Below are 25,387 nucleotides of genomic sequence, written 5' to 3' on the forward strand. Positions count from 1 at the left end.
TCTAAACGAGACTCTCAATTTTATCGATAAGGTTTTTCTTACGCACAGGCTTGGCTAAATACGCATCCATACCGGAGTCAAAACAGCGCTGAATATCATCATCAATAACGCTTGCGGTTAATGCAATAATGGGCGTTTTATCCAGTCCCTGCTTTTGTTCCAACCTGCGGATTTCTCTCGTGGCTTCAAACCCATCTTTTACTGGCATCATACAATCCATAAGGATGAGGTGATAACCATTTTCTTTGCGATACATATCGACGGCGATCTGACCATTCTCGGCGATATCGTACTGATAGCCAGCTTTTTCGAGAATGAGGGATGCAACTTTCTGATTAACAGAATTATCTTCAACCAGCAGAATTTTGCTGCTGTCTTGTGATATCGATTCTTTGGTTGTTTCTGCTTCAACTGGGTAGTTTTCGATATCAGCACTAGGAAGCGCAGGTTCTACTTGTGTGTATTGACAAACTTTGATGATTAATGCGTCCCCTTTGAAGGGTTTTGCCAAATAATCATTCATACCCACGCTATAACATTGTTCTATGTCCTCATCGAGAATACTTGCCGTTAGCGCAATAATAGGGACTTGTTTAACCGCGCTACTTTCAAACTGACGAATTTGCTTTGTGGCTTCGAATCCGTCCATGATCGGCATCATGCAATCCATCAGGATCAACGAGTATTTCTCTGGATGAGAGGTATACATTTGTACCGCTTCCGCGCCGTCATGCGCGACTTCATAATTGATACCAGCATTGGATAAGTGCAACCCGGTAATTTTCCTATTCACCGCGTTATCCTCAACCACGAGCACGGATTTTTCTGCACTGTTTTCAGCGAGTAGTTCGCCTTCAACTTGAACTACATCAATGGTTCGAGAAGTAACGGCATTGAAGAGACGCTGACCATATAAAGGCTGAGTAACGACTGAGTGGATCTCGGAAGAAAATTCAAACGGCACACTATTGAACAAGCGAGCAATACACACATGCTTTTGTTGCGCGATGGCTTTGAGGTCTTGCTGACAAGACATTAAATTGATGGTCTCGGACTCAACGAATATAACCACGTGATCAGCTCGTGGTGACTTCTCGTTATATTCATCCAGTGAAGAATAGTTACCGATGATTGTTTGACGATAGAACTCTAGCTCATGAATTAAATCGGATTTAGATTCAACTGCTGTGCCGATCAGGCAAATATTATTTTGTTTGCTCGTGTCCTGATAGTTTTGCTGTTCAACAGCGACTTGTAGCGTGAACGAGAAGCGACTGCCAATGCCTTTTTCAGACTTTAGTTGGATTGCTCCTCCCATCATTTCAACCAGTTGAGTGCTGATTGCTAGACCCAGACCTGTACCGCCAAACTTTCTTGTGGTTGATTCATCTTCCTGAGCGAATGGCTTAAATATTTGCTCTTGCTTTTCCGCATCGATACCGACACCTGAATCAGTGACGGCAAACTCTAAATTAACTTGTTCACTCGTCGTTCCCTTAACCGCTACCGAGATTTCCACATATCCATTGCTGGTGAACTTGACTGCATTGGACATAAAGTTCATTAGCGTTTGGCGAAGGCGATGATCGTCTACCAATACTTTATGTGGGATATTTGATTCGATGGATACACGCAGTTGCAGACCTTTCTCTTTAATCTTAGGCGCAACAATTGCTGCGACGTCATACACTACCTCACGAATGGATGTAGAGTGCTGGTTAATCAGTAACATGCCAGACTCAATTTTGGAGAAGTCGAGAATGTCATTGATTAAGCTAAGTAAGAGTTGGGATGAAGTTTCGATAGTATCGACATAGTCTCGTTGTGAAGCCGTGAGTTGTGTTTCAGACAACACTTCAGAAATACCGATCACACCATTTAACGGAGTGCGAATTTCATGTGACATATTGGCGAGAAAGCTGCTTTTGGCGCGATTTGCCCGAACCGCGGCATCTTTGGCATTCTCCGCATCGACTTTGGCTTGGGTTAAGCGCTCATTAGCGAGTTTACGTTCTATCGTAATGCGCTCGACTTCACGCGCGAAGCGACCTAATTCGTCTTTGCCGTGAATTGATTTACTCAGTTGAATAAGATTCTTGTCGTCATCACACTTCAAATACTCGACGACCATATTGAGGTTTTGAGTAATGTGTCTTGTCAGTTTAAAGGCAACAAAGATGACCAGTGCGGTCAATAGAGAGACCAGACCAATATAGAGATTTCGCTCAAAATGAGCTTGTTGGATAGATTGCTCAATGCTGCTGGTAATCTGAAATTCAATCGTATCACCAACGTTGTTCAATAGGTCTAAGCGAGTATTCATCGCTTCAATACCCAGTTGGGTCATTTGGCTATTGAGTGAGGCGAGGTTACTCAAGCTCGCTAAGTTTTGTCGAAATTTTTGGCTGTGCGAAAAAGCGGAATTACTAAACGCCTGCATCATCAATTTGACTTGCTCAGGGTTAGCATTCAGATTAACAAATCGTTCTATGAAAAGTTGTTGTCTTTCGATAAGGGTGTTTATTTGGTCACGTATATCTTGGTCGTACTCGCCATAGTTTTGGAAAGCGCTGATCAGAATATTACTTAATTGATTTTCTTCATTAGCCCAAAATACCATCCATTCAAGTTGGATTAGTGCTTGAATGTTACTACGAACATCCTCAGGTAAGTTGGCAAACTCTTTCTTTTCGAGACTAAGCAATAATTGATGGTAGAGCTCAGCCTGCCACTCGAAGTTATCGAGCCTATCCTCGATACTCAGATCTTGTAAGAGCTGTTGTTTGGTCGAAATAAGGTTTTGCACTATATCTCTGACATCATCTGCTGACTGTGAAGGATATACTTTGGGTATCAGAAGATTAAGAGACGAAGCAGAAAGCGATGTGTCAGATGGCGAGTAGACGCTAGATACCCCGCGAAGAAAGCTGGTAGTGTCTGTCGCCTCTATGAGTGATTTTGTACTGTTGTTGATAGTTTTAATCTGTAACATTGCAAGATAAATCAGCAATGCAATAGGCAACAACACCAAGCCATAAAGCTTGTATTTAAGCGATATGTTCTGCCAAGAACTCCAATTTATCATTATTAAATATATCCAAACCAAGCCAACTAATATGAAAAGTGTAGAACAGCCATTGGTTTAGTCTAGTGTAACAAAGTGATCTAAATATGATTTTTTGACAATGTGAGATCTGGCTCCTAATGAGTAAAGGCGATGTTGCACATTGGAAAAAGAGCGAAATGTGTGACCAAAAATATTTACACATTCTAGAAAGGCTGAATCTGAGGCTCATCAGCAGTGATGAATAATGCCAACTACACTTAGAGGTAATGCTCGATAGAGCAGGTTGTGTATGTAACTAGGCTTAGATTCAAGGAGTTGTTATGTTAGGAGAAGATCATTCCCTTTTAAATGAGTTTCCAGAGCATGGAGAAGTTATTCATAAATTAAGTCAAAGTGACTTATCTTTTGCTAATGATGTAAAAGAATACAATTCGCTAGATAAAGAGATACGGGTTCTCGAGTTGCGAGGCGCGCCGATTGATGATGCAGAAATGAATAAACTGAAACACAGTAGGGCAGTTCTGAAAGACTCACTCTACCAGCGAATAACTCCTAAATAGTAACTAGGTTTCCATCAATACAAAAACACCCGCGAGATGCGGGTGTTTTATTTATATGAGACTAATTACGCGAGTAATTCTTCGGCGGTGTTGATAACGTTTTCTACTGTGAAGCCAAACATTTCAAACAGCTGGTCAGCTGGTGCTGACTCACCAAAGGTAGTCATACCGATGATGCGACCATCAAAGCCAACGTACTTGTACCAGAAGTCAGCAATACCGGCTTCAATTGCGATACGTGCAGTCACATCTGATGGCAGTACTGACTCACGGTAAGCGGCGTCTTGCTTATCAAATGCATCAGTAGCAGGCATAGATACAACGCGTACTGCTTTACCCGCTGCTGTTAGCTCTTCTGCCGCTTTCACTGCAAGTTCAACTTCAGAACCTGTTGCGATTAGGATTAGCTCAGGTTTGCCTGCGCAATCTTTAAGGATGTAACCACCCTTAGCGATGTCAGCCACTTGCTCAGCAGAGCGTGGTTGCTGCGCTAGGTTTTGACGTGAGAAGATCAGTGCTGATGGACCATCTTTACGCTCAATCGCCAGTTTCCAAGCTACTGCTGACTCAACTTGGTCACATGGACGCCATGTGCTCATGTTTGGTGTTAGACGTAGAGACGCGATTTGCTCAACCGGTTGGTGAGTTGGACCGTCTTCGCCAAGACCGATAGAGTCGTGCGTGTAAACTTGGATGTTCTGAATTTTCATCAGAGCAGCCATGCGCATTGCGTTACGTGCGTATTCCATGAACATTAGGAAGGTTGCACCGTAAGGAACAAAACCGCCGTGTAGCGCGATACCGTTCATGATCGCGGTCATACCGAATTCACGTACGCCGTAGTGAATGTAGTTACCAGAGAAGTCGTTTGCTTCTAGAGACTTAGAACCCGACCACATGGTTAGGTTAGAAGGCGCTAGGTCAGCAGAGCCGCCCATAAATTCTGGTAGCATTTGACCAAATGCTTCTAGTGCATTTTGCGATGCTTTACGTGATGCGATATTCGCAGGGTTTGCTTGAAGGTCAGCAATGATTTGGCTTGCTTTCTCTTCCCACTCAGCAGGCAGTTCGCCGTTGATACGACGCTTAAGCTCTGCCGCTTCTGCAGGGTATGCCGCTGCGTACGCGTCAAATTTTGCGTTCCAAGCCGCTTCTTTGTCAGCGCCTGCTGCTTTTGCATCCCATTGCGAGTATACGTCAGCTGGGATTTCAAATGCTGGGTGTTCCCAACCTAGGAATTCGCGCGCTGCTGCGATTTCTTCTGCGCCTAGTGGTGCACCGTGGCAGTCGTGTGAACCTGATTTGTTTGGCGAGCCAAAACCGATGATGGTTTTAGTACAGATTAACGTTGGGCGTGGGTCTGCTTTCGCAGCGATGATTGCAGCATTGATCGCTTCTGCATCGTGACCATCAACCGCTGGGATTACGTGCCAGCCGTACGCTTCAAAGCGTTTCGGTGTATCATCTGAGAACCAACCTTCTACGTGACCATCGATAGAGATACCGTTGTCATCCCAGAATGCGATTAGCTTACCAAGACCAAGTGTACCTGCTAGAGAACATGCCTCATGCGAGATACCTTCCATTAGACAGCCGTCACCCATGAACACGTAAGTATGGTGGTCAACAATGTCGTGACCTTCTTTATTGAACTGAGCAGCCAGTGCTTTTTCAGCCATTGCCATACCAACTGCGTTGGTGATGCCTTGACCTAGAGGACCCGTGGTTGTTTCGATACCTGGTGCGTAACCATACTCAGGGTGACCTGGCGTCTTAGAGTGCAATTGACGGAAGTTTTTCAGATCGTCAATAGATAGCTCGTAACCACTTAGGTGTAGTAGTGAGTAAATTAGCATTGAGCCGTGACCGTTAGACAGCACGAAACGGTCGCGATCAGCCCATTCTGGGTTTGCTGGGTTATGGTTTAGGTGAGAGCGCCAAAGAACTTCAGCGATGTCCGCCATACCCATAGGTGCGCCTGGGTGACCAGAGTTTGCTTGTTGTACACCGTCCATGCTTAGCGCACGGATTGCATTAGCTAAATGTTTACGATCCATAATAAATACCAGATAGGGTTAATTTCTAAATAGGGAAAAGAAGAGGGGAACGCAAACGTTCCCCTTATTTTATTCGTTGGATTACAGCTTAGCTGCGATCATCTCTTCAAGTTTGCCTTGGTCTACCGCGAAGTTGCGGATGCCTTCTGCCAGTTTCTCAACTGCCATTGCATCTTGGTTGTGGTCCCATAGGAATTCAGCGTGAGTCATTGCCGCTGGACGCTCTGATGCGCCTTTAGAGTCAATCAGTTTCTCAACCACTTCGCCTTCAGCCGCTTCTAGTTCAGCAAGAAGCGCAGGGGCAATAGTTAGACGGTCACAGCCAGCAAGTTCAAGAATTTCGCCGATGTTACGGAAGCTTGCACCCATTACAACCGTGTTGTAGCCGTATTCTTTGTAGTAGTTGTAGATAGTGGTTACAGATAGTACGCCTGGATCTTCTTGTGCTTCGAAATCACGACCTTCTTTCGCTTTGTACCAGTCCATGATGCGACCGACGAAAGGAGAAATTAGGAATACGCCGGCTTCAGCACAAGCACGCGCTTGAGCAAATGAGAATAGTAGTGTCAGGTTACAGTTGATGCCTTCTTTCTCTAGGATTTCTGCCGCGCGGATACCTTCCCAAGTTGACGCTAGTTTGATCAGAATGCGATCGTTAGTGATACCCGCATCGTTGTACATCTTAATAAGTTGGCGAGCTTTCGCAACGCTCGCTTCGGTGTCGTAAGAAAGACGCGCATCTACTTCTGTAGAGATGCGACCTGGAATAGTCGTCAGGATTTCTTTACCGATATTTACTGCAAGCATGTCACAAGCATCTTGTACTTGTTGCGCTTTGTCAGAACTTTGAGTTTTCGCGTATGCGATAGCTTGGTCGATAAGTGGTGCGTACTCAGCAATTTGAGCCGCTTTTAGAATTAGAGATGGGTTGGTTGTCGCATCTTCTGGCTGGTACTTTTTAATTGCGTCAATTTCGCCAGTATCTGCAACAACTGTGGTTAGCTTACGAAGTTGCTCTAATTTATTGCTCATAATCGATCATCCTATTTCTTTGTCAGTGCTCAATCTTGAGTTAGCCCTGACATTTGCAAGCGAGTTAACGAATAGTTCATGGTTAAAAATAGACCGTCTCTAATCGTTAGCAGAAATCTTTCTATCGGAAGAGCATTTGCTTTGAGCATTTGTTCTTGCGATGAGTAAATGATGGATTCATATTTATCTTAATGAGCGATAAAGTCAATCAGGTAGTGCTAAATTAGGTGACGTAAATCAAGATTAATTTCGCCAATTTGTTTTGCTAAATGAATTAAACGTTTGCCTTTGCACAGCAACGCCTAGCGGGAAGCTAAAGTAGAAAACAAAAACTGTGAGCAGGTGTCATTGTGTTGAGCAAAAGTTCGGGTAAAATGCGAGTGTTACATATGCTAAGTCAATGAGCGGTTGCTCATGTTTGCGTACAATCAATATCAGCAAACTGCTTATCTTTTTTAAGAGTATTTAAAGTTTATGGCGAACATTAACCAAGACAGTTCCTTAGATAGCACTGACTTGCTTACCGAAATCTCGGTGGCTTACTACCAAGATGGTGCAACGCAAGAAGAGATCTCAAAGAAGTTTTCAATTTCTCGAGCCAAAGTAGGGCGACTGCTCAAACAAGCTCGCGATGAAGGTATTGTCGAAATTACTGTGAAATATCACCCGGTATTTAGCGCTAAGATTGAACAGCGCTTGATTGATCGCTTTGGTGTTAAGCGTGCATTGGTGGCTTTAGATCAGCCAAGCGAAGAGCAACAACGACTTCAAGTGGCAGGTTTAGTATCAAAATACCTTGCGAGTACACTACAAAATGGCACGGTAATGACGGTTGGGCAGGGAAGAAACGTGTCGGCAGTGGCGCACCATGTTGGTGTTATCCCGCAGAAAGATGTCAAATTTGTTTGTGGTATCGGTGGTATTCACCCGCGAGGCGGCATGTTTAATGCTGACCATATTTGTCGCCAATTTGCGAAGAGTTATGGCGGCAGTTCTGAAACACTTTATGCTCCCGCTTATGCGGAAAACCGCGAACAGAAACTCGCATTTATGCAAAATGCGACGGTTAAGCAAACATTAGACTTAGCACGTAAAGCCGATGTTGCTTTGGTTGGTATTGGCGACATGAGCGAGAATAGCTACATGGTGGATTTAGGATGGTTTACCGCAGACGAAGTTGTTCAGTCGCGTATGTTACAAGGCGTAGTGGGTGATTTTGCCGGTTATGACTTCTTTGATATTCACGGCGTAGCGGCATCAACGGTGATGAGTGATCGTGTGATTGGCTTGGGCATTGATGAGTTTAAATCGATTTCCGAAGTGATCGCGATAGCGGCTGAAAATAGTAAACCGCTGGCATTGCTTGGAGCACTGCGAACCGGAGCGATTGACGTGATTGCAACCAGCGTAAGTAATGCATTGACAGTGCTAAACCTAGATGAACAAATCGCAGACAGTAAGCTGTCATAATTGCTGCTGCTTTGAACTAAAGAACCCCAAGCTTATGTTGGGGTTTTTGTTATATGCGGACCACGCAATGCAGCGATGAACCTTATTCGATAGGGAGATCGACGCGTTGTCCCCATTCAGTCCAAGAGCCATCATAAACGGATAATTTCTGATAGCCGCAAATATACGCCGCAAGTAATAAGATAGCGGCAGTCACGCCTGAACCACAGCTAAAAATAAACTGCTTATCTTTATCCCCAAGCGCAGACTCAATAATAGGTTGTAGCTGTTCAACGCTCTTAACTCGAGTGTCTTGAATGAGCTCGGCAAAGGGTAGACAAACGGAATTAGGAATATGACCGCTGCGCACACCTTGGCGCGGCTCAGGGACTTCTTTGTTAAAGCGCGCTTTTGAGCGAGCATCGACCGTTAAGCTTTGGCTGTTATCAATCTCTGCGAGTACTTGCTCTGCGGACAAAAAGCCGCTTGGGTTGAGCTGACCGTCAAAATTTCCGATTGCGCTCGGCGCTGCGTATTCCGTTGTAGTGGCAAAGCCTGCCTGTTTCCACGCTGGTAGCCCACCATCAAGAATAACCACTTGGTTATGTCCCATTGTTTTGAGCATCCACCATGCGCGCGGCGCGGCTAGTGTACCGCTGTTATCGTAAACCACGATCGTTGACTCATTGTTTAAACCCAATGCGCGAGCTTGTTGATTAAAATGCGTTTGTGTCGGCATCATATGAGGCAGTGGTGAGTTTTGGTCGCAGAACACTTTGTCATAGTCAAAGCGCAGTGCGCCAGGAATTTTGTTTATTTTATCTTTCTCACCTTCTGCTGGGATTTGGAATTCAATACTTGCATCAAGGATGACAACTTGCGCATTTTGCTCTTTCAGCTGAGCTAATTGTTCGGCGGTGATGAGTGGAAACATAACAGTCCTTTATCGTGTGTTTATCGTTAAGATAAAAATGTGGTGACAATGTCACGTTTATTGGTTTGGCTGTTTGGGATAACACGCTTTAAAGCGGTAGCTTTTATCACGTTGCAATAATGTACTTTCGACATCGAGTTCCACAGTGGAACCTAGCGGACAATCGATTTGAGCTGGAGAGGTGACCAGTAGTGAGCGTTGCTCAGACGTAATGACGTTAAGATAACGTCGATGACCATCGAGCGACTGAGTTAATGTCTGCGAGGTTACAGTGGCTTGGATCGTTTGTGTCGTCTGCTTGGTTTTTAGTAGCAATAAACTGGCTAGCAGTAGGCAAGCAAACAAAAAAGCGATAAGAAAAATTTTCGGGTTATTCATTCCTTGCCTTTCTCCTTATCGCTTTTGCTTGAATCTAATCCAACGGATTATTTAGCGACATACTGAGCAGTTCGGCATCTTCATTAATCCCATGTCACGCCATGACATTGTCATCGCATCGAGGATCAAAATTTTGCCTTGTTTAGGTGTGCCGTAGTTGGCAATCACCTTAATTGCTTCCATCGCCTGCATTGCGCCGATGATGCCAACGACAGGTGCCATTACACCCGCTTCAACGCAACTTAAAGCGCCGCCACCAAATAGGCTACTCAAACATTGGTAGCAAGGGGCGTTTTCATCTTGGTAGGTAAATACGCTAATTTGACCTTCCATACGAATCGCCGCACCGGAAACCAATGGTGTTTTACTTTGGTAACATAAGCGGTTGAGTTGATTGCGGGTATCAACGTTATCTGAAGCATCGAGCACCAAAGTGTGCGCTTCAATCAGTACACGTAGTTCATCATCATTTAAGCGTCTACCAATGGTATCCACTTGAATAAATGGATTAAGCAGTTTTAATGACTCTGCAGCTGATTGAACTTTCTTTTTGCCAATATCCGCATCATGATGAAGTACCTGACGCTGCAAGTTTGATAACTCTACGATATCATCATCAATAAGCGTCAATTTACCAATACCAGCAGTCGCGAGATACTGGCTCGATGCACATCCGAGACCGCCAGCGCCAAGAATCAAAATAGAGGCTTGCTTTAACGCTTCTTGTCCTTCGAAATCAAACTGCTTGAGTACAATCTGACGGTTGTACCTTAGCATTTCTTGATCAGATAAGATCTCCACCAGCGCTCCTAGTACAACGTCGAATTAAACAGTTGAATTTGGACAGTTTCGCCAACTTCTACACGACCACGTTCACGCTCTAGAACCACGAAACAGTTAGCTAGGCTCATAGAACGGAAGGCGCCAGAGCTTTGGTTACCTGTGGTTTCAACCACAAATTTGCCATCTTCTAACGAGTAGATACCACGTTGGTAATCGGTACGTCCCGGCGCTTTTTTGAACGCGGTTTTGGTTGTGGCTGGAATCGATTCTGGCGCTTTCCATTCAGTGTGACCCGCAAGTTTGGCAAGCATTGGCTGCACTAAAACATACATGGTCAGTACCGCAGAAACCGGGTTGCCTGGCAGTCCACAGAACCAAGCGGTAGAGAGCTTACCAAATGCAAAAGGTTTACCCGGTTTAATCGCCAGTTTCCAAAAGCCGATTTCACCAAGTTCTTCAAGAATATCTTTGGTGTAGTCAGCTTCGCCAACACTTACGCCACCAGATGTCACTACCACATCGGCAAGCATTTGCGCTTGTTCAAATGTCTCTTTCAGTGTTTGTGGGCAATCAGGAATAATGCCTAAGTCAATTGGCTCACAACCGAAGTTCTCGATCAATGGCTTAATGCCATAGCGGTTGCTGTCGTAAATTTGACCATCAGCCAGCGGTTCACCAAGAGGCTTAAGCTCGTCACCAGTCGAGAAGAAGGCAACTTTTGGTTTACGTACCACCACAACATGGCTTACGCCAAGTGACGCAATCATCGGGATATCGCGTGGAGACAGGCGAGCGCCTTTAGGCAATACGATATCGCCTTGCTTAATGTCATCACCGGTTGGGCGAATATTGCTCTGAGGTTTGACTTCTTCTTGCAGAAATAGAATACCTTGCTCGGTGACCTGGGTATTTTCTTGCATGATAACCGCATCACAACCTTCAGGGATTTTTGCTCCCGTCATGATACGCACGCACGTACCTTGCGCCCATTCACCTTCAAACGGTTGTCCGGCAAAAGATTTACCAGCAAGAGGCAGGGTGTTTGACTCTGCAAGATCGTTGATGCGAACAGCGTAGCCATCCATTGCAGAGTTATCAAAAGGTGGCACGAAAATAGGAGAGAGAATATCTTCGGCTAAAACATAACCTAACGCCTCAGCAAGCGGCAATTGTAGGGTAGTTTGAATCGGTTTAATGCGCGATAGCATTTTATCCATCGCTTCTTCGATTGGCATCAAGCCCGGAGCGTCACAGCAACCCATGTATGAATCCTAATGTCTTTCTAGTTTTGGCTAACTTTACCATACTTTCGACGCGACAATAAGAAGGCTGTAACGTTGGATCGCCCGCAAACCAATGCCCACGCTTAAAATAGGGGTGTAATTGCCCTCAAATCCGAGTATCCTTGTCAGCCATCCGCGAGGAGTAATAAGAGGAAGTGGAATGTCAGGTCTTAGCGAATCAGCGAAGTTAGTAAAAGATGCGCTTGAAAGCCGTGGACTCGAGACACCTATGGTGCCGAGCGAGTTCAGTCGAGAAGAAAAAAAGGAAAAAATTCAATATCATATGAGAGAGATTTTATCTCTACTCGATCTTGACCTTACTGACGACAGTTTAGAAGAAACGCCGCATCGTATTGCGAAGATGTATGTCGATGAAATCTTCTCTGGTTTGGACTATCAAAACTTCCCGAAAATCACGGTCATTGAGAACAAAATGAATGTGAGTGAGATGGTGAGAGTTAAAGATATTACGTTGACCAGTACTTGTGAACATCACCTTGTTACTATTGATGGTAAGGCGGCAGTAGCGTATATTCCGCGCGGAAAGATTATTGGTTTGTCAAAAATTAACCGCATCGTACGCTTTTTCTCTCAACGCCCACAGGTACAAGAGCGTTTGACTCAGCAGATCTTAGTTGCTCTACAGACATTATTAGAGTCAGATGACGTAGCGGTGACTATCGATGCGACGCATTACTGCGTGAAATCTCGTGGTGTGATGGATGCAACCAGTGAAACGACAACCACTGCGCTAGGTGGGATCTTTAAATCCAACCCAGCAACACGAGCAGAATTTTTGCACGGTTTACGATAACCTAGGTTATCCCCAGATTACGGAAAACCGCTTCGTATGAGGCGGTTTTTTTATTTAGCCATTTTTAGCTTGCTGCATAATGCTTGGCACATACGAATAGCGATAGTTATGCAGATAGCAATTTCGACGAGAAGAGATTGTGACAGATTCATTTAAAACCCTGCCACTGAGAAACGAACTGCTGACCACACTAGACACATTGGGCTACACCACAATGACGCCAATTCAAGCTCAGAGCTTGCCTGCGTTATTGGAAGGTAAAGATGTGATTGGTCAGGGTAAAACGGGCTCAGGTAAAACCGCAACGTTTTCACTTGCACTGCTAAGCAACCTAAACGTTAAGCGTTTTCGTGTACAGTCATTGGTGCTTTGTCCAACCCGTGAACTTGCTGACCAAGTAGCGAAAGAGATCCGTACGCTTGCACGCGGTATTCATAACATCAAAGTACTGACTTTGTGTGGCGGTATGCCGATGGGACCACAAATTGGTTCACTTGAACATGGCGCGCATATTTTAGTTGGTACGCCTGGTCGTATTCTTGATCACCTAAGCAAAGGTCGCATCAATCTAGATGAGCTAAACACGCTGGTACTAGACGAAGCGGACCGCATGCTTGAAATGGGCTTCCAAGAAGCATTAGATGCGGTTATCGAGCAGGCACCGAAGCAACGCCAAACGCTGCTGTTTAGTGCAACTTTCCCTAAACAAATTGAAGCGATTGCTAGCCGCATTACCAAAACACCACTGATGGTGAAAGTAGAGTCGACCCACCAAACGTCAACCATTGAGCAGTCATTCTATAAGCTAGATACCACGCAAGAGCGTGATGACGCGTTAGAAGCTTTGCTATTAACTCACCGCCCACAATCGTCTGTAGTGTTCTGTAACACTAAGAAAGAAGTGATGAATGTAACGGATGAGCTAACTCACCGTGGCTTTAGTGTGGTTGAGCTGCATGGTGACATGGAGCAACGCGAGCGCGATCAAGCGTTAACCATGTTTGCTAACAAGAGTATCTCGATTCTAGTTGCGACTGACGTAGCAGCACGTGGTCTAGACGTTGAGAACCTAGATGCAGTATTTAACTTTGAGCTTTCTCGCGATCCAGAAGTACACGTACATCGCATTGGTCGTACTGGTCGTGCGGGTGCGAAAGGTCAAGCATTTAGCTTCTATGGCGAAAAAGACGGTTACCGTGTTGCGCTGATTGAAGAGTACATGGATATCGAAGTTAGCCCGGTAGTCGCGCCTAGCAAACCAAACAGTGAACCTTTCTACGCAGAGATGACGACGATTCAAATTCTTGGCGGTAAGAAAATGAAGGTACGTGCTGGTGATATTATGGGTGCACTGACTAAGCAAGCAGGCATTGATGGTAAGCGCATCGGTAAGATTAACATTATGGCAATGGTCTCTTACGTGGCGGTTGAAAACAGTGTAGCGAAAATTGCACTTAAACAACTGCAAAACGGTAAGATGAAAGGCAAAGCGTTTAAAGCGCGCATTATGAAATAATGCTTAACTAGCGACCTTATATTAGAGCCCGAGCAATAAAATGCTCGGGCTTTTTCTATCGCCTATTTATCAACTAAAGTTGTATCGCTGGTAGAGTTTTTATTAAAGCTGGTTAACCACAGCAACTACAGTTGCGCTTATACTTGCTCATCTTGCCGATACCAGGGTTAAAGGTATTGGTTGGATCAAGAGAATGGTAGAAGGCTTGCAGTTGCTTTTCTGCTTCATAAAGGTGCCCAACATTATGCTCAGCTGGGTATTTTGCGCCTTTCTCTGTGAGCAGTTTTAGCATCAATGATTTGATTTTCTTGGTATCGGCGCCTTTTTTGAAAATATAGTCTTGGTGGAACACGTGACACATAAAGTGACCGTAATACAAACCCATCACCATATCTTTAGTAATTTCGTCAGGTAGCTTTTCAACCCAGTCGATATCATTGCGGCGCAGGGCAATATCAAGTGCCAAAATATCTTCCACTTCTTTGGCGTGTACCGCTTCATAACGTATCGCGGCACCCGCGGCGGCAAAGCGATGTAGCAGGGCTTTTTTACCTTCCTCGGCACTGCATTCAAAGTACTCACACTCTTGTTGCTTTGACCAAATCTCAGCAAGATACTGCTTAGCCTCATCAATACCGTCATCACTCATCTTTAAGATCAAGTGGTGCTCGTATTTGTCGCGATATTCGAGCATTCGCTTAGGTAAGTGTTGCGGGAAGAGTTTACTTAACCAGTAGAGGGTAATGTCTGGTAAATCTTTTGAGACAAAAGGAATTCGCTTAAGTATGGTTTCGACTTTTGCTTTAAGCGCAAAAAACTTGGGCAGGTTATCTGTGCCGAGGTGATTGATCGAAAGGAAGACGTCTTTACCGTACTTTTCTGCCAAGTTAAAAATGTCGCGGTGCATGTATTCGCCCATTTCCGGCAAATTTTTAAACTGACTTAACATGTCACGGCGCAGCATAGTGAGCTTAGCTGGATCGTTACAGCCGATGTAGAACAGCTGTTCTTTGTCGGGAACAGGATACGTATCGACGCGAACAGCAAATACGGCTAATTTTCCGGCACAACCACTTGCTTCAAACAGTCGACGTGAATCAGCATTAAAACGAGAAGGCGTTTCAGCGTCGACATCTCGTACTCGTTGATCGTATTCGCGATCAGAAGCCATCGCTTGTGTGTGCTGAATTTGATCAGGGCTAAAGTTGCCTTTCTCAACGTTGGCGAGGATTTCTTCTGGCGTGTCACCAAGTCCATCAATGCCAAGGTGATTCACCAGTTCGAGTTTGCCTTCTTTGGTGACTTGCCCAAATAAGGCGAGCTCTGTATAAGCTGGACCACGTTTGACCAATGCGCCACCCGAGTTGTTGGCAATACCGCCGACCACGGTTGCGCCAATTGAAGAAGAGCCAATCACCGAATGAGGCGCGCGTTTAACTTGATCGAGCTGTTTACTTAGTTGGTGCAAACTCACCCCAGGTAGACTGACGATTTGTTTACCACCATCAATAAGGTGGAGTGTTTTAATTCGGGTAATGTTGATGATCACCACTTCGCGGTCGTAGTCTTCACCACTTGGTGCTGAACCCTCGGTTAAACCGGTTTTGGCAGCCTGCATGATGATAATACAATTGGCATCAACAGCAGCTTGCAGCAAGCGCCATTGTTCGACTAGCGTGGACGGGAAGAGCACGGCGAGCGCTTTGCCTTTACCAGAGCGAAAACCAGAGCGATAGTATTCCGTCTTGTTCTCTTGGGTTAAGACATTGTCTTTACCGACAATTTGTTCGAATTGGTTAATCAATGCTTGGTTATTCATGGGCTTCCTGCGTTTACGTTTCTTGGCGCTAAGAGGTGAGGCTAACTAACAGATCTTTGTCTGAAATAATTGCTTTACAGTCTAATAACATTCAATGGTCGAGACTAGAGAGGGTGATCATGGTTTGGTTAGAAATGAGTGGTTTGATTTGCGCAAAATCGAACGAATTATAATTATTTCAGTGATATAGCGAGATTGGATTTGTCTATTAATTCTAAAAATAAACAGCACTAATTCCAAAAATGATATAAAACATTTGGCGGTAGACTGATGGGCTCGGGAATTAAGTGTGATTTCGTTCAAGAAAAAGGGAGCGACAATGCGCTCCCAAATAGGTTTAAACGATAAAACAGCACTAGCAATGCGTCAGGATGGCGTTCCAGCTCTTTTGCTGAGACTTAAATTCTGCTTTCATTTCTTGATAGCGCATAAGTAGCAATGAGCGCTCATATTTTTCCACTAAGCTACTTTTCTTTTGCTCAACCAGCTGTTTTTTCAACGAGTAAAAATCGTTGAGCTTTTTCATCATCAAATCAAATTCATGCTGTAAGCTTTGTTTTAACATCAGCTTTTCAGGATTGTGTTCAATTCGTGCCATCGCTTGTTTTAGCGCTTGTTTAGCTTTGGCTTGTTCAATTTTTAAGTATGGTGTTTCTCTCAGTTTTTCCGCTAAGCCTAGCCATTGAAATGACTTGATCATCCATTTCGTTGGGTCGTATTGCCACCAATAAATGCCATTGCGGTAGTCATTCTCGAATATATGGTGGTAATTATGGTATCCCTCACCAAAGGTAAAAAACGCCAATACACCATTATCACGTGCGGTATTTTTGTCGGTATAAGGTTGGCTTCCCCAAATGTGCGCCAGAGAGTTAATAAAGAAGGTGGTGTGATGGCTCAGTACCAGACGCAGTGCGCCGACAACTAGCAGCATGCCCCAGATATCCCCGTATATTACGCCTAGTAACAGAGGGAAACCTAGGTTAGTTAGGAACGCCAGTAATAAGTAATGTTTGTGTTGCCACATCACCACAGAATCTTTTTGTAAATCGCGGCAATTGGTGTAGTCGCTGTACGTATCTTGGTTGTAGTTACGCAGCATCCAACCGATGTGAGAAAACCAGAATCCACGTTTTGCCGAATAAGGATCTTTGTCATTGTTGTCGACATGCTTGTGATGCACGCGATGATCGGAACTCCAGTGCAACGCACTATTTTGTAGCGCAAAAGCCCCGCCGATAGCAAAAACGTAACGAAGGAAGGGATGAGCTTGGTACGCTTTATGTGACCATAAGCGGTGATAGCCTGCGGTAATAGAGAGGTTACAAAACGAGAATGCAACAATCAGCCATACCCAATGCTCAATACTGTATCCATAGTGATATCCGTACCAAGGTGTGACGATAACAGCAAAAACAAAACTGATCAGAAATAATGAAACATTTAGCCAAATCAGGGGTGGCTTTTCGGCAGAACGCATTGATTTATCCTTTAAGCGAACAAGTGTGCGCTAGAATATCAGCGTACACTTGTAAGTCAAACTGCTAGTGTTGCAATTTGTGAACGAGAATTTCTTTTGGATTTTTTTGCTTTTTTTTTGTTAATGAATAGTATGGATAATGGATTGAATCCTTACAGGAAGTAAAAAGGAAAGGGCAATGGAAATAAGAATAGCCGAATATAATGACTACGAAAGAATTGCGAGCCTGCATGCTCAAAGTTGGCAGACTTTTTATCAAGGCATACTTGGTGATGAGTATCTTCGCAATGAAGTGGTCGATGACCGCTTGCTGATCTGGCAAACTCGACTTATCAACCCACCATATAACCAACATGTACTTATTGCTGAAAATAATGGCGAACTGTGCGGTTTTATTTGTGCGTTTGGTAACCATGATTTTGAAAAAGGCACCATGATTGATGCGCTTCATGTTGACGCTCGTTATAGAAGTAAGGGCGTTGGGCGTGCTTTGGTCGCTGAGACGGCGAAATGGATTGAACAGCACTTTTCAGACGGTGGTGTCTATCTAGAAGTTCTCAAAGGAAACCAACAAGGTATCGATTTTTACCAAAACCTTGGTGGAACGAATTCACTCGAACGTATTTGGAATTCACCATGCGGGAATAAGTTGACTGAATTGGTTTATACGTGGAATTCGCCAGGTGAATTATTAAATAGTGCGAGTACTAGGCAATTAGCTTATTAAACCTAAATCATTAGAGCTCGAAACAGATTGATACAATTTGTGAGTGAGTTCTGATAGTTTTCGGACATAGAACACAATACCGTTGGTTAAGTTTCTGTTATTAAATTAGCTAACGGTATGTTTATGAAAAAAACTTTGCTAGCCACCCTCATGACGGGCAGCCTTTTATTGGTGGGGTGCGGTGAATCCACTCCGAGTAATCTTCAAGGACAAGCACCTCTTGTTGTTGCTCAACCCGCCCAGGTAACGACTCACCAACAAAGCAAATCTTACATTGGTCGTGTCGAAGCGGTTGAAGATACCAATATTACCGCTCAAGTATCGGGCTATCTGCAGCAACGCCATTTTGAAGAAGGGCAAATGGTTGAAGCGGGTCAGTTGTTGTACACGATTGAACCGTCGTCATTTGAGGCTCAACTATCAGCCGCGAAAGCAAGTCTTGCGCAAGCTAATGCAACGCTTAAAAAATCCCAACTTGATTTTAATCGTGGTAAGAATTTGTTACCCAAGGGCAGTATTTCACAGTCTGAATTCGATCATTTGACAGCGGCGCTACTGGGCGCAGAAGCTCAAGTCGAGTCAGCTAAAGCGCAACTAAACCTTGCACAAGTAAACCTCTCTTACACCGAAATTCGTGCACCATTCTCTGGACGAATCAGTGCTAGTCAAGTCAGCACGGGCGATCTGGTATCACCACAGTCTGGAATTTTAACCACTTTAGTCAGTCTTGACCCTGTTCATACGGGTTTCAGTGTCAGTGAGCGAGAACGCTTGGATTTAGGGCTGGATAAATATCAAGGTGATGGCGCCGATGATACCGAAGCTGCGGAAGTACAGTTAATACTTGAGAATGGTCAGCCGTTTGAACATCTGGGTGCGTTAGATTATTTAGGTAACCGAATTGATTTGGATACGGGCACCATCGCGATGCGCGCGGTCGTACCAAACCCAGATTATCGTCTATTACCAGGGCAACATATTCGAGTTGAACTGCGTGAGAAGGCATCGACCGAAGTCGTTGTGGTTCCTCGTCGCGCAGTACAAACAGACCTGGAAGGTCATTTTGTGATGCTGGTGGCGGAAGGCAATGTTGCAGAAAGACGCAATGTTGAACTTGGTCGTCAGCTTGAGCAAGGCATTATTATCCAATCGGGTATCTCAGCAGGGGATAGTGTCATCACCCAAGGGTTGCAACGCATTCGTAATGGCGTGCCGGTGCGCATTGATTCAGACAGTGCCGATACAACTGTGACGTCGGAATAAAGGGGGCGTAATGCTTAGTCGTTTCTTTATCCAACGTCCTAAATTTGCGTTGGTAATCTCAATTATTCTGACTTTGGCGGGGGCGATCTCTTTAGCCATTCTGCCTGTGGCAGAGTACCCAAAAATTAGCCCGCCTTCGGTGAGTGTGAACGCTTATTACACAGGTGCGAGCGCAGAAGTTGTTGAGCAAGCCATTGCCGACCCGTTAGAGGCGGCGGTCAATGGTGTTGAAGATATGATCTATATGTCTTCAAAGAGTGCCAATGATGGCTCTTACAGCCTTAATGTGACTTTTGATGTTGGTACTGACCCAGATATGGCTCAGGTTAACGTTCAAAACCGCGTCTCACAGATCGAATCAAAGCTTCCCCAAGAAGTGCGCATGGTCGGTATTACGGTGAAAAAGCGTTCGCCGGACTTGCTGATGGTGCTCAATTTCTATTCACCTGACGGCAAGTACGATGATCAGTTTCTTATTAACTACATCAACCTTAACGTCAAAGATCAACTTGCCCGAGTTAAAGGGATCAGTGAAGTTAACGTGATTGGTGGCGGTGAATACGCGATGCGTGTTTGGCTTGATCCTGAGAAGATGGCGAATTTAAAACTCACCACCAGTGATGTTTACTCGGCTTTGGCTGAGCAGAACGTACAGGTCGCTGCAGGTCGTGTGGGCGCCGCGCCTTACAATAACGCTCAGGAAGTGCAGTTTAACTTAGTGACCAAGGGGCGACTGGAATCTGTTGGTGAGTTTGAGAACGTTGTTTTGCGGGCGAATAGCGACGGCTCCACAGTTTACCTCAAAGATGTAGCGCGAGTAGAATTGGGTAAAAAGTTCTACGACGGTAGTGGTCTGTTTAGAGGTCAAGACGCTTCAATTGTTGCGCTTTCATTGCAATCTGACGCTAATGCGCTGGAAAGCGGTCAAGCGGTCATGGACTTGCTGGAGAAGCTAAGCGTCAACTTCCCTGAAGGCATGAGTTATGAAACCAGTTATGACACCACGGTTTTTGTCGCTGAATCAATTAAAGGGGTAGTAAAAACGCTGATTGAAGCGATCTTGCTGGTTATTGCAGTAACCTATCTATTCCTAGGTAGTGCACGTGCAACCCTGATTCCAGTCGTAGCTATTCCTGTTTCTTTGATAGGCACCTTTGCAGTGATGCAAATGACCGGTTTTACCATCAATACCGTCACGCTGTTTGGCTTGATTCTAGCAATTGGTATCGTTGTAGACGATGCGATTCTAGTGATTGAAAACGTCGATACTACTATGGCGAAAGATCCGAGTATTTCGCCGCGTAAAGCGACATTAATTGCGATGAAAGAGGTAACAGGACCGATCATTACCTCGACTTTAGTACTGCTAGCCGTGTTCTTACCTGTTGCCATGCTACCGGGCATTACCGGTATCATGTATCGACAGTTTGCGCTGACTATCTGTATTTCGGTTGTTATCTCATCTATTAACGCGCTAACGCTTTCACCGGCACTTTGTTCACTGGTGCTTAAGCAAGGTGGAGGCAATACGGCTCGTTGGTTCCAAGCTTTCAACCGAGGTCTCGATGCCGTCACGGCTCGCTATGGTCAAATAGCAGGCTTCTTAGTGAAGAAAACTGTGCTATTGGTTGGTTTTTTCATTGTCGCGGTGGCGGCAGTAAGTCTGTTTGCTAAAACGACGTCTACTGCGTTTGTACCACAAGAAGACAAAGGTATCTTGCTGGTTAACGTTCAATTGCCGGACTCTGCTTCTTTATCACGTACTGAGGAAGTGACAGAAGAACTGGTAAAAATGGTGGAACAAGAACCTGGGGTTGATGGCGTTACGGTTGCCAACGGTTTTGCGTTTATGACGGGTGCTGCGGCATCGAATGGCGCATCGCTGTTTATCAAACTGCACGATTGGGATGAGCGCAATGCTTTAAGTGGTGAACACTCGGCAGCTGCGATTGCGCAGAGAATTAATGGACGCGCGGCAATGCAGTTACCACAAGCTGTTGTGTTTGCGATGGGACCACCTGCGGTACCTGGTATGGGCGCCGCATCGGGTTTTGAATTTGTCTTAGAGGATGCCTTAGGTCGTAGTCGTACCGATCTAGCGATGGTGATGAATCAGTTGATAGAAGAGGCGAAGAAGCAACCTGAAATTGGTTTTGCGTTTTCGACCTTCCGAGCCAATGTTCCTCACTATTATGTGGATATTGATAGAGAGAAAGCGCAGCAATTAGGCATTCCTTTATCCAGTATCTTCCAAACGTTACAAGGTAACCTGGGCTCGCTCTACGTCAATGACTTTACCATGTTTGGTAAAAATTTCCGTGTGACTATGCAGGCAGATGCGGAGCATCGTAGCAGCATGGATGACTTAGAGCGTTTCCACTTACGTTCATCAAGTGGCAAGATGGTTCCACTGAGTACGTTGGTCACTTACGAGCAGATTTTCGAACCGGATGTTGCATGGCGATATAACATGTATCGTAGTGCGGTGATTCAAGGTCAACCAGCTCCGGGTTACTCTAGTGGTGACGCAATTGCTGCGATGGAGCGGGTTGCGGCAGATATTCTACCTCAGGGCTATCAATACGAATGGACAGGGATGGCATACCAAGAGGTGCTAGCGGGTAATCAAGCGATCTATGCGTTTGCGCTTGCTTTGATCTTTATCTACTTGTTTATGGTGGCTCAATATGAGAGTTGGAGTATTCCTCTGGCTATCATACTGGTGGTTCCGATTGCCACACTGGGTTCCTTCTTAGCGCTTAATCTAACCGGGACACCATTGAATCTTTACGCACAAATAGGTCTGGTGTTGCTGATAGCACTAGCTGCCAAGAACGCGATACTGATTGTTGAATTCGCCAAAGTGGAACGTGAGGAAAAAGATATCGCCATTGATGAAGCGGCGGTTCATGGTGGTAAGTTACGTTTTCGTGCGGTGAATATGACTTCATGGTCATTTATCTTAGGCATTTTCCCACTAATATTTGCATCTGGAGCAGGGCACATAAGTCAAAACTCATTGGGTATTTCACTCATTGGTGGCTTATTGTGTGTACTACTTGCGGGTACCTTCTTGATTCCAGGCTTTTATGCCATGGTGCAGCGCCAGCGCGAAAAGGCGCATGGTGGTAATACCAAACTCGTGAATATCGATGATGAGTAAGTTGTAGAATTAAGCGCCGGAGATAACCTCCGGCGTTTTTGTATACGTTGGTCACATCGCCTGATTCGATTAAAAAACAAGAAATTAATCAGTGTATTGGGACAAAGTCAGGCTGAAATTATGTTTCTTAGGTCGAAAAAGAGAGTCAAAAGCAACTGGAGCAATGCTTCTATGTTCAGTAAACTGTGTTTTTAATTAATTAATTAATTAACTTAAGTGACTTGTTCATATGGAATTGAAATCTTTTCTAACTCAACTTGAATCGTCTCCTACAACGATCGAGTTTAGTGAATCCATCGCTGTGATTGATGCGAACTACACCTTTACCCCTGCGGCATTTAGCAATGGTACGATGCGAAATCCTGCGGGTGAGAATAATGGTTCATGCAAAATACTTGCGTTTGGGCAGGTTCATAAACTTAGTGAAGAGCACACCCTAGCAATGTTTGGCGATTTTTATCGTAAAGACGTGCTTGGCAATCCTGATGGCAATGATCATCAAAATATCCGCAACTTTATCGCACATGGCTGGAATGGCATCAAGTTTGAAGGTCAAGCATTAGAAGCAATAGTAACGGAAGCTCAAGCGTCGTAAACACATCGCCGATTGAAATAAGAAAAGGAGCCAACAGGCTCCTTTTTTGCTAAATGGTCAATGGTAAGTCATTAGTCTCGTCTGGACATCGATTTACACGGACCAAACCATAGGCTGCAACTAGTGCCATCACTAACATGAATATCCCTAGAGGTAATTGGTTAGGCGCAGGAACAAGAGAGGCAAGCAGTGTCGCCAAACCCGCAACTAAGTTCTGCATACCACCAAGTACAGCGCCGCCTGTCCCTGCATGGTGAGGGATTGGGGTAATCGCCCCTGTGGTGGCGGAAGGATAGACGATGCCAGTTCCTAAGAAATACATCGCGGCACCACCAACCAAAGCAATTGCCGACGTTTCGCCCATTAAGCCAGGGATCAAGATGAACACTGCGCCCAAAGTGATTGCCGCAAGCCCAAAGTTCAAAATACCATTGGTTGTATAGCGGTTTGATAGTGCGCCAGAAATTGCAGAACCCACTAAATAGCCAGGGATCGGCAGAATGAATAGAATACTGACGGTTGTTGCTGGCAGTTTAAGTACACCACCGAGTAGCACACCTGCTGCGGCTTCAAATATTGCCAAGCCAGAAAATGTCGCGACCAGACAAATTAAATAGCCTTGAAAGCGTTTATTTGAAAGGACGAATTTGTAGCTTTGGCTCACTTTTTCACAGCGGCGGTTTTCTTTTGGTAATGTCTCAGTGAAGCTGGTCATCATTGTGATAACAACAGCTAGACCAAACAACGCTAAAAATAGGTAACTTGAACGCCAACCAAAGTTTTCTGCCAACACACCACCTAAAACAGGGGCAAGCAGTGGAGAGAAAACAATGCTCATGCTGATGTAGCTATTTACTTTGTGTAGTTCAGGACCAGAGTAGCAGTCTCGACCTAAGGTGCGAGACATAGCGCCACCACAGCCAATACCTAAGCCTTGCACAAAGCTGCCGATTAAAAATAGCGCATAGCTTGGCGCGAATAGGGCAACTAGCGTCCCAAGTACATAGAGTACAAGACCAAAAACGATAATTGGCTTACGACCGAGACGATCGGATATCGGACCATAGACAAACTGTGATAACCCATAAGGAATTAGGTAGCACGCCATAACCGCTTGTAAGCTACCTGGTGAAACAGCAAATTCTTGAGCCATTTGCCCAATTGATGGTACATACATTGTTTGCGTCATTTGACCCACTGCTGCCAAGATCGCAATAGTAAATGTAAGTTTAATCAGCTTTGAGTAAGCAGACATATATCAATACCTGAAAAAAGGACGAACAACCCCCGCCGAGCCATAGCTCAGCTAATTAAAAAATATAATGGGGATACAATACTGTTTATTATATTAGTGAGTTCGTATCTTGCAGGCAATCAAAACCATCTCGATCAATCAAGATTAATTTCTATAATTCGGATTAGTTTTTCTAAGGCTAATTTTTTATTCAATAGGCAGTGAAGATAAGCAGCGTCGGCACATACATAGATTGGCTTTAGGCGAGTTGGTTAGGTCACGTTTTTCAATGTCAAAACACCAGCAGTGGTCTTTACCTGCACTAATGTCACAAAAGCTTGCTTCACCACAGCTTGGACAGTGGTGGGTAGAGTGTTGACCACGAATTTGGCTGATTTTGTTTATCTGCACTTTTTCGTCTAGGTGACGCCATTGGGTGATCTCGTTGATTGTTCTTAGGCAACCTGAGCAGATGCCGCCATTGTTTTTGCAAACCGCAATACAAGGTGTTTTCAATTGGATCTCCGTATATTAAGCAAGGATTGTGATTACGCGATGAGGCTCGGTGGGAGTATATCACTGATGAGCGCAAAAATAGCCGAAGTTGATTGTCCGAGAGGAGAGGCTTGCTAAGCCACACAAATAAAAAGGCTCTCATTGGAATGAGAGCCTAAGTGTCTAGTCTGCTTTTGTGATGCTGCCGAGTTCTAGAACGGGTGCTACATCGATGTCTTCTGCATTCATCATTGCAGAGAGGCGCTGTACAGAAGAAAGCAATAGTGTTTGTTCCCAGTCATCTAAACGTTGGAACTTGTTGATAAAGCTCTGTTGCAGCGGCAGAGGAGCTTGCTCTAAGCGTTCACGTCCTTGCTCGGTCAGAACCGCATGAACTTTTCGTTTGTCAGTCTCACTGCGTTTACGCTCGATCAAGCCATTTTTCTGTAGTCTATCGAGAATGATAGTAGCGGTTGCTTGGCTCATGTTGGTGTGATTAGAAAGCTGTTTAATCGTGACTTCACCAAGTTCTCTTATCGATCTCATTAAGATAAGTTGAGGGGCAGTTAGCCCTGACTCTTTACTCAGTTTCTTTGAGTGTAAGTCGATTGCGCGGATTATTTGTCTTAACGACACTAGTACTTCTTCGTGCTTTTCCAAGATAAACCCTTAAAACGTCGCTACTTTTTGAAGAACATAACCTAAATTCATCATGAATAGAAGTGTAAACAGACAAAA

At 44.7% G+C, this 25,387-nt stretch carries 20 protein-coding genes; 8 read left to right on the top strand and 12 right to left on the bottom strand.

Annotated features, from left to right (window positions below):
• Window position 1: 1 nt before the first annotated feature.
• Window positions 2–3,085 (bottom strand): response regulator, encoded by a 3,084-nt coding sequence (locus GZN30_RS17685; protein ID WP_075652770.1) that lies wholly within the window; start codon window positions 3,083–3,085, stop codon window positions 2–4.
• A gap of 302 nt (window positions 3,086–3,387) precedes the next feature.
• Between GZN30_RS17685 and GZN30_RS17690 the strand changes: the two genes are divergently transcribed.
• The gene (locus GZN30_RS17690) at window positions 3,388–3,627 is read left to right on the top strand and encodes a YdcH family protein (RefSeq protein ID WP_075652769.1); all 240 of its coding nucleotides are present in this window, start codon (window positions 3,388–3,390) and stop codon (window positions 3,625–3,627) included.
• Between the two features lie 65 nt (window positions 3,628–3,692).
• Here GZN30_RS17690 and tkt read toward each other — a convergent pair whose 3' ends face one another.
• Both tkt and tal read right to left on the bottom strand, forming a co-directional pair.
• Window positions 3,693–5,684: a transketolase gene (gene tkt, locus GZN30_RS17695; RefSeq protein WP_075652768.1), complete on the bottom strand. Its 1,992-nt coding sequence runs from the start codon at window positions 5,682–5,684 to the stop codon at window positions 3,693–3,695.
• 81 nt (window positions 5,685–5,765) lie between these two features.
• Window positions 5,766–6,716, bottom strand: coding sequence for a transaldolase (tal, locus tag GZN30_RS17700; RefSeq protein WP_075652767.1), 951 nt, complete (start codon window positions 6,714–6,716; stop codon window positions 5,766–5,768).
• 474 nt (window positions 6,717–7,190) lie between these two features.
• Here tal and GZN30_RS17705 point away from each other — a divergent pair, with 474 nt between their 5' ends.
• A complete protein-coding gene (locus GZN30_RS17705) occupies window positions 7,191–8,186 on the top strand; it encodes a sugar-binding transcriptional regulator (RefSeq protein WP_075652766.1) in 996 nt (331 codons plus the stop codon).
• Window positions 8,187–8,268: 82 nt separating this feature from the next.
• Here GZN30_RS17705 and GZN30_RS17710 read toward each other — a convergent pair whose 3' ends face one another.
• From GZN30_RS17710 to moeA, 4 genes are read right to left on the bottom strand one after another with little or no spacing between them, the layout of a single operon-like run.
• Window positions 8,269–9,099 carry a sulfurtransferase gene (locus tag GZN30_RS17710; protein WP_075652765.1) on the bottom strand — a complete coding sequence of 277 codons (831 nt, stop codon included), beginning with the start codon at window positions 9,097–9,099 and terminating at the stop codon, window positions 8,269–8,271.
• 57 nt (window positions 9,100–9,156) lie between these two features.
• Window positions 9,157–9,477: a hypothetical protein gene (locus tag GZN30_RS17715; RefSeq protein WP_075652764.1), complete on the bottom strand. Its 321-nt coding sequence runs from the start codon at window positions 9,475–9,477 to the stop codon at window positions 9,157–9,159.
• A gap of 51 nt (window positions 9,478–9,528) precedes the next feature.
• Window positions 9,529–10,278 (bottom strand): molybdopterin-synthase adenylyltransferase MoeB, encoded by a 750-nt coding sequence (moeB, locus tag GZN30_RS17720; protein WP_075652763.1) that lies wholly within the window; start codon window positions 10,276–10,278, stop codon window positions 9,529–9,531.
• 8 nt (window positions 10,279–10,286) lie between these two features.
• The gene (gene moeA / locus GZN30_RS17725; protein ID WP_075652762.1) at window positions 10,287–11,522 is read right to left on the bottom strand and encodes a molybdopterin molybdotransferase MoeA; all 1,236 of its coding nucleotides are present in this window, start codon (window positions 11,520–11,522) and stop codon (window positions 10,287–10,289) included.
• Window positions 11,523–11,703: 181 nt separating this feature from the next.
• On the opposite strand from moeA, the gene folE reads away from it, so the two are divergent.
• Together folE and dbpA are read left to right on the top strand one after the other, a co-directional pair.
• Complete coding sequence (gene folE / locus GZN30_RS17730; RefSeq protein ID WP_075652761.1) at window positions 11,704–12,357, top strand: GTP cyclohydrolase I FolE; 654 nt, start codon at window positions 11,704–11,706, stop codon at window positions 12,355–12,357.
• Between the two features lie 139 nt (window positions 12,358–12,496).
• Window positions 12,497–13,873 (top strand): ATP-dependent RNA helicase DbpA, encoded by a 1,377-nt coding sequence (gene dbpA / locus GZN30_RS17735; RefSeq protein ID WP_075652760.1) that lies wholly within the window; start codon window positions 12,497–12,499, stop codon window positions 13,871–13,873.
• 112 nt (window positions 13,874–13,985) lie between these two features.
• Here dbpA and dld read toward each other — a convergent pair whose 3' ends face one another.
• Complete coding sequence (gene dld, locus GZN30_RS17740; RefSeq protein ID WP_075652759.1) at window positions 13,986–15,692, bottom strand: D-lactate dehydrogenase; 1,707 nt, start codon at window positions 15,690–15,692, stop codon at window positions 13,986–13,988.
• Between the two features lie 355 nt (window positions 15,693–16,047).
• Window positions 16,048–17,172: a fatty acid desaturase gene (locus tag GZN30_RS17745; protein WP_075652758.1), complete on the bottom strand. Its 1,125-nt coding sequence runs from the start codon at window positions 17,170–17,172 to the stop codon at window positions 16,048–16,050.
• Window positions 17,173–17,350: 178 nt separating this feature from the next.
• Here GZN30_RS17745 and GZN30_RS17750 point away from each other — a divergent pair, with 178 nt between their 5' ends.
• From GZN30_RS17750 to GZN30_RS17765, 4 genes are all read left to right on the top strand, one after another.
• Window positions 17,351–17,899, top strand: coding sequence for a GNAT family N-acetyltransferase (locus tag GZN30_RS17750; protein ID WP_075652757.1), 549 nt, complete (start codon window positions 17,351–17,353; stop codon window positions 17,897–17,899).
• A gap of 123 nt (window positions 17,900–18,022) precedes the next feature.
• Window positions 18,023–19,162, top strand: coding sequence for an efflux RND transporter periplasmic adaptor subunit (locus tag GZN30_RS17755; RefSeq protein WP_075652756.1), 1,140 nt, complete (start codon window positions 18,023–18,025; stop codon window positions 19,160–19,162).
• A 10-nt stretch (window positions 19,163–19,172) separates the two neighbouring features.
• Window positions 19,173–22,325 carry an efflux RND transporter permease subunit gene (locus tag GZN30_RS17760; RefSeq protein WP_075652755.1) on the top strand — a complete coding sequence of 1,051 codons (3,153 nt, stop codon included), beginning with the start codon at window positions 19,173–19,175 and terminating at the stop codon, window positions 22,323–22,325.
• A 229-nt stretch (window positions 22,326–22,554) separates the two neighbouring features.
• Complete coding sequence (locus GZN30_RS17765) at window positions 22,555–22,920, top strand: HopJ type III effector protein (RefSeq protein WP_075652754.1); 366 nt, start codon at window positions 22,555–22,557, stop codon at window positions 22,918–22,920.
• Between the two features lie 49 nt (window positions 22,921–22,969).
• Here GZN30_RS17765 and emrD read toward each other — a convergent pair whose 3' ends face one another.
• The 3 genes from emrD to GZN30_RS17780 form a co-directional block, all read right to left on the bottom strand.
• Window positions 22,970–24,175, bottom strand: a complete 1,206-nt coding sequence (gene emrD / locus GZN30_RS17770; RefSeq protein ID WP_075652753.1) for a multidrug efflux MFS transporter EmrD — start codon at window positions 24,173–24,175, stop codon at window positions 22,970–22,972.
• A 186-nt stretch (window positions 24,176–24,361) separates the two neighbouring features.
• Window positions 24,362–24,670, bottom strand: coding sequence for a cysteine-rich CWC family protein (locus GZN30_RS17775; RefSeq protein ID WP_075652752.1), 309 nt, complete (start codon window positions 24,668–24,670; stop codon window positions 24,362–24,364).
• Window positions 24,671–24,832: 162 nt separating this feature from the next.
• Window positions 24,833–25,309 carry a MarR family winged helix-turn-helix transcriptional regulator gene (locus GZN30_RS17780; protein WP_075652751.1) on the bottom strand — a complete coding sequence of 159 codons (477 nt, stop codon included), beginning with the start codon at window positions 25,307–25,309 and terminating at the stop codon, window positions 24,833–24,835.
• Between the last annotated feature and the right edge of the window lie 78 nt (window positions 25,310–25,387).

The organism is Vibrio ponticus, from assembly GCF_009938225.1.
GTDB lineage: Bacteria > Pseudomonadota > Gammaproteobacteria > Enterobacterales > Vibrionaceae > Vibrio > Vibrio ponticus.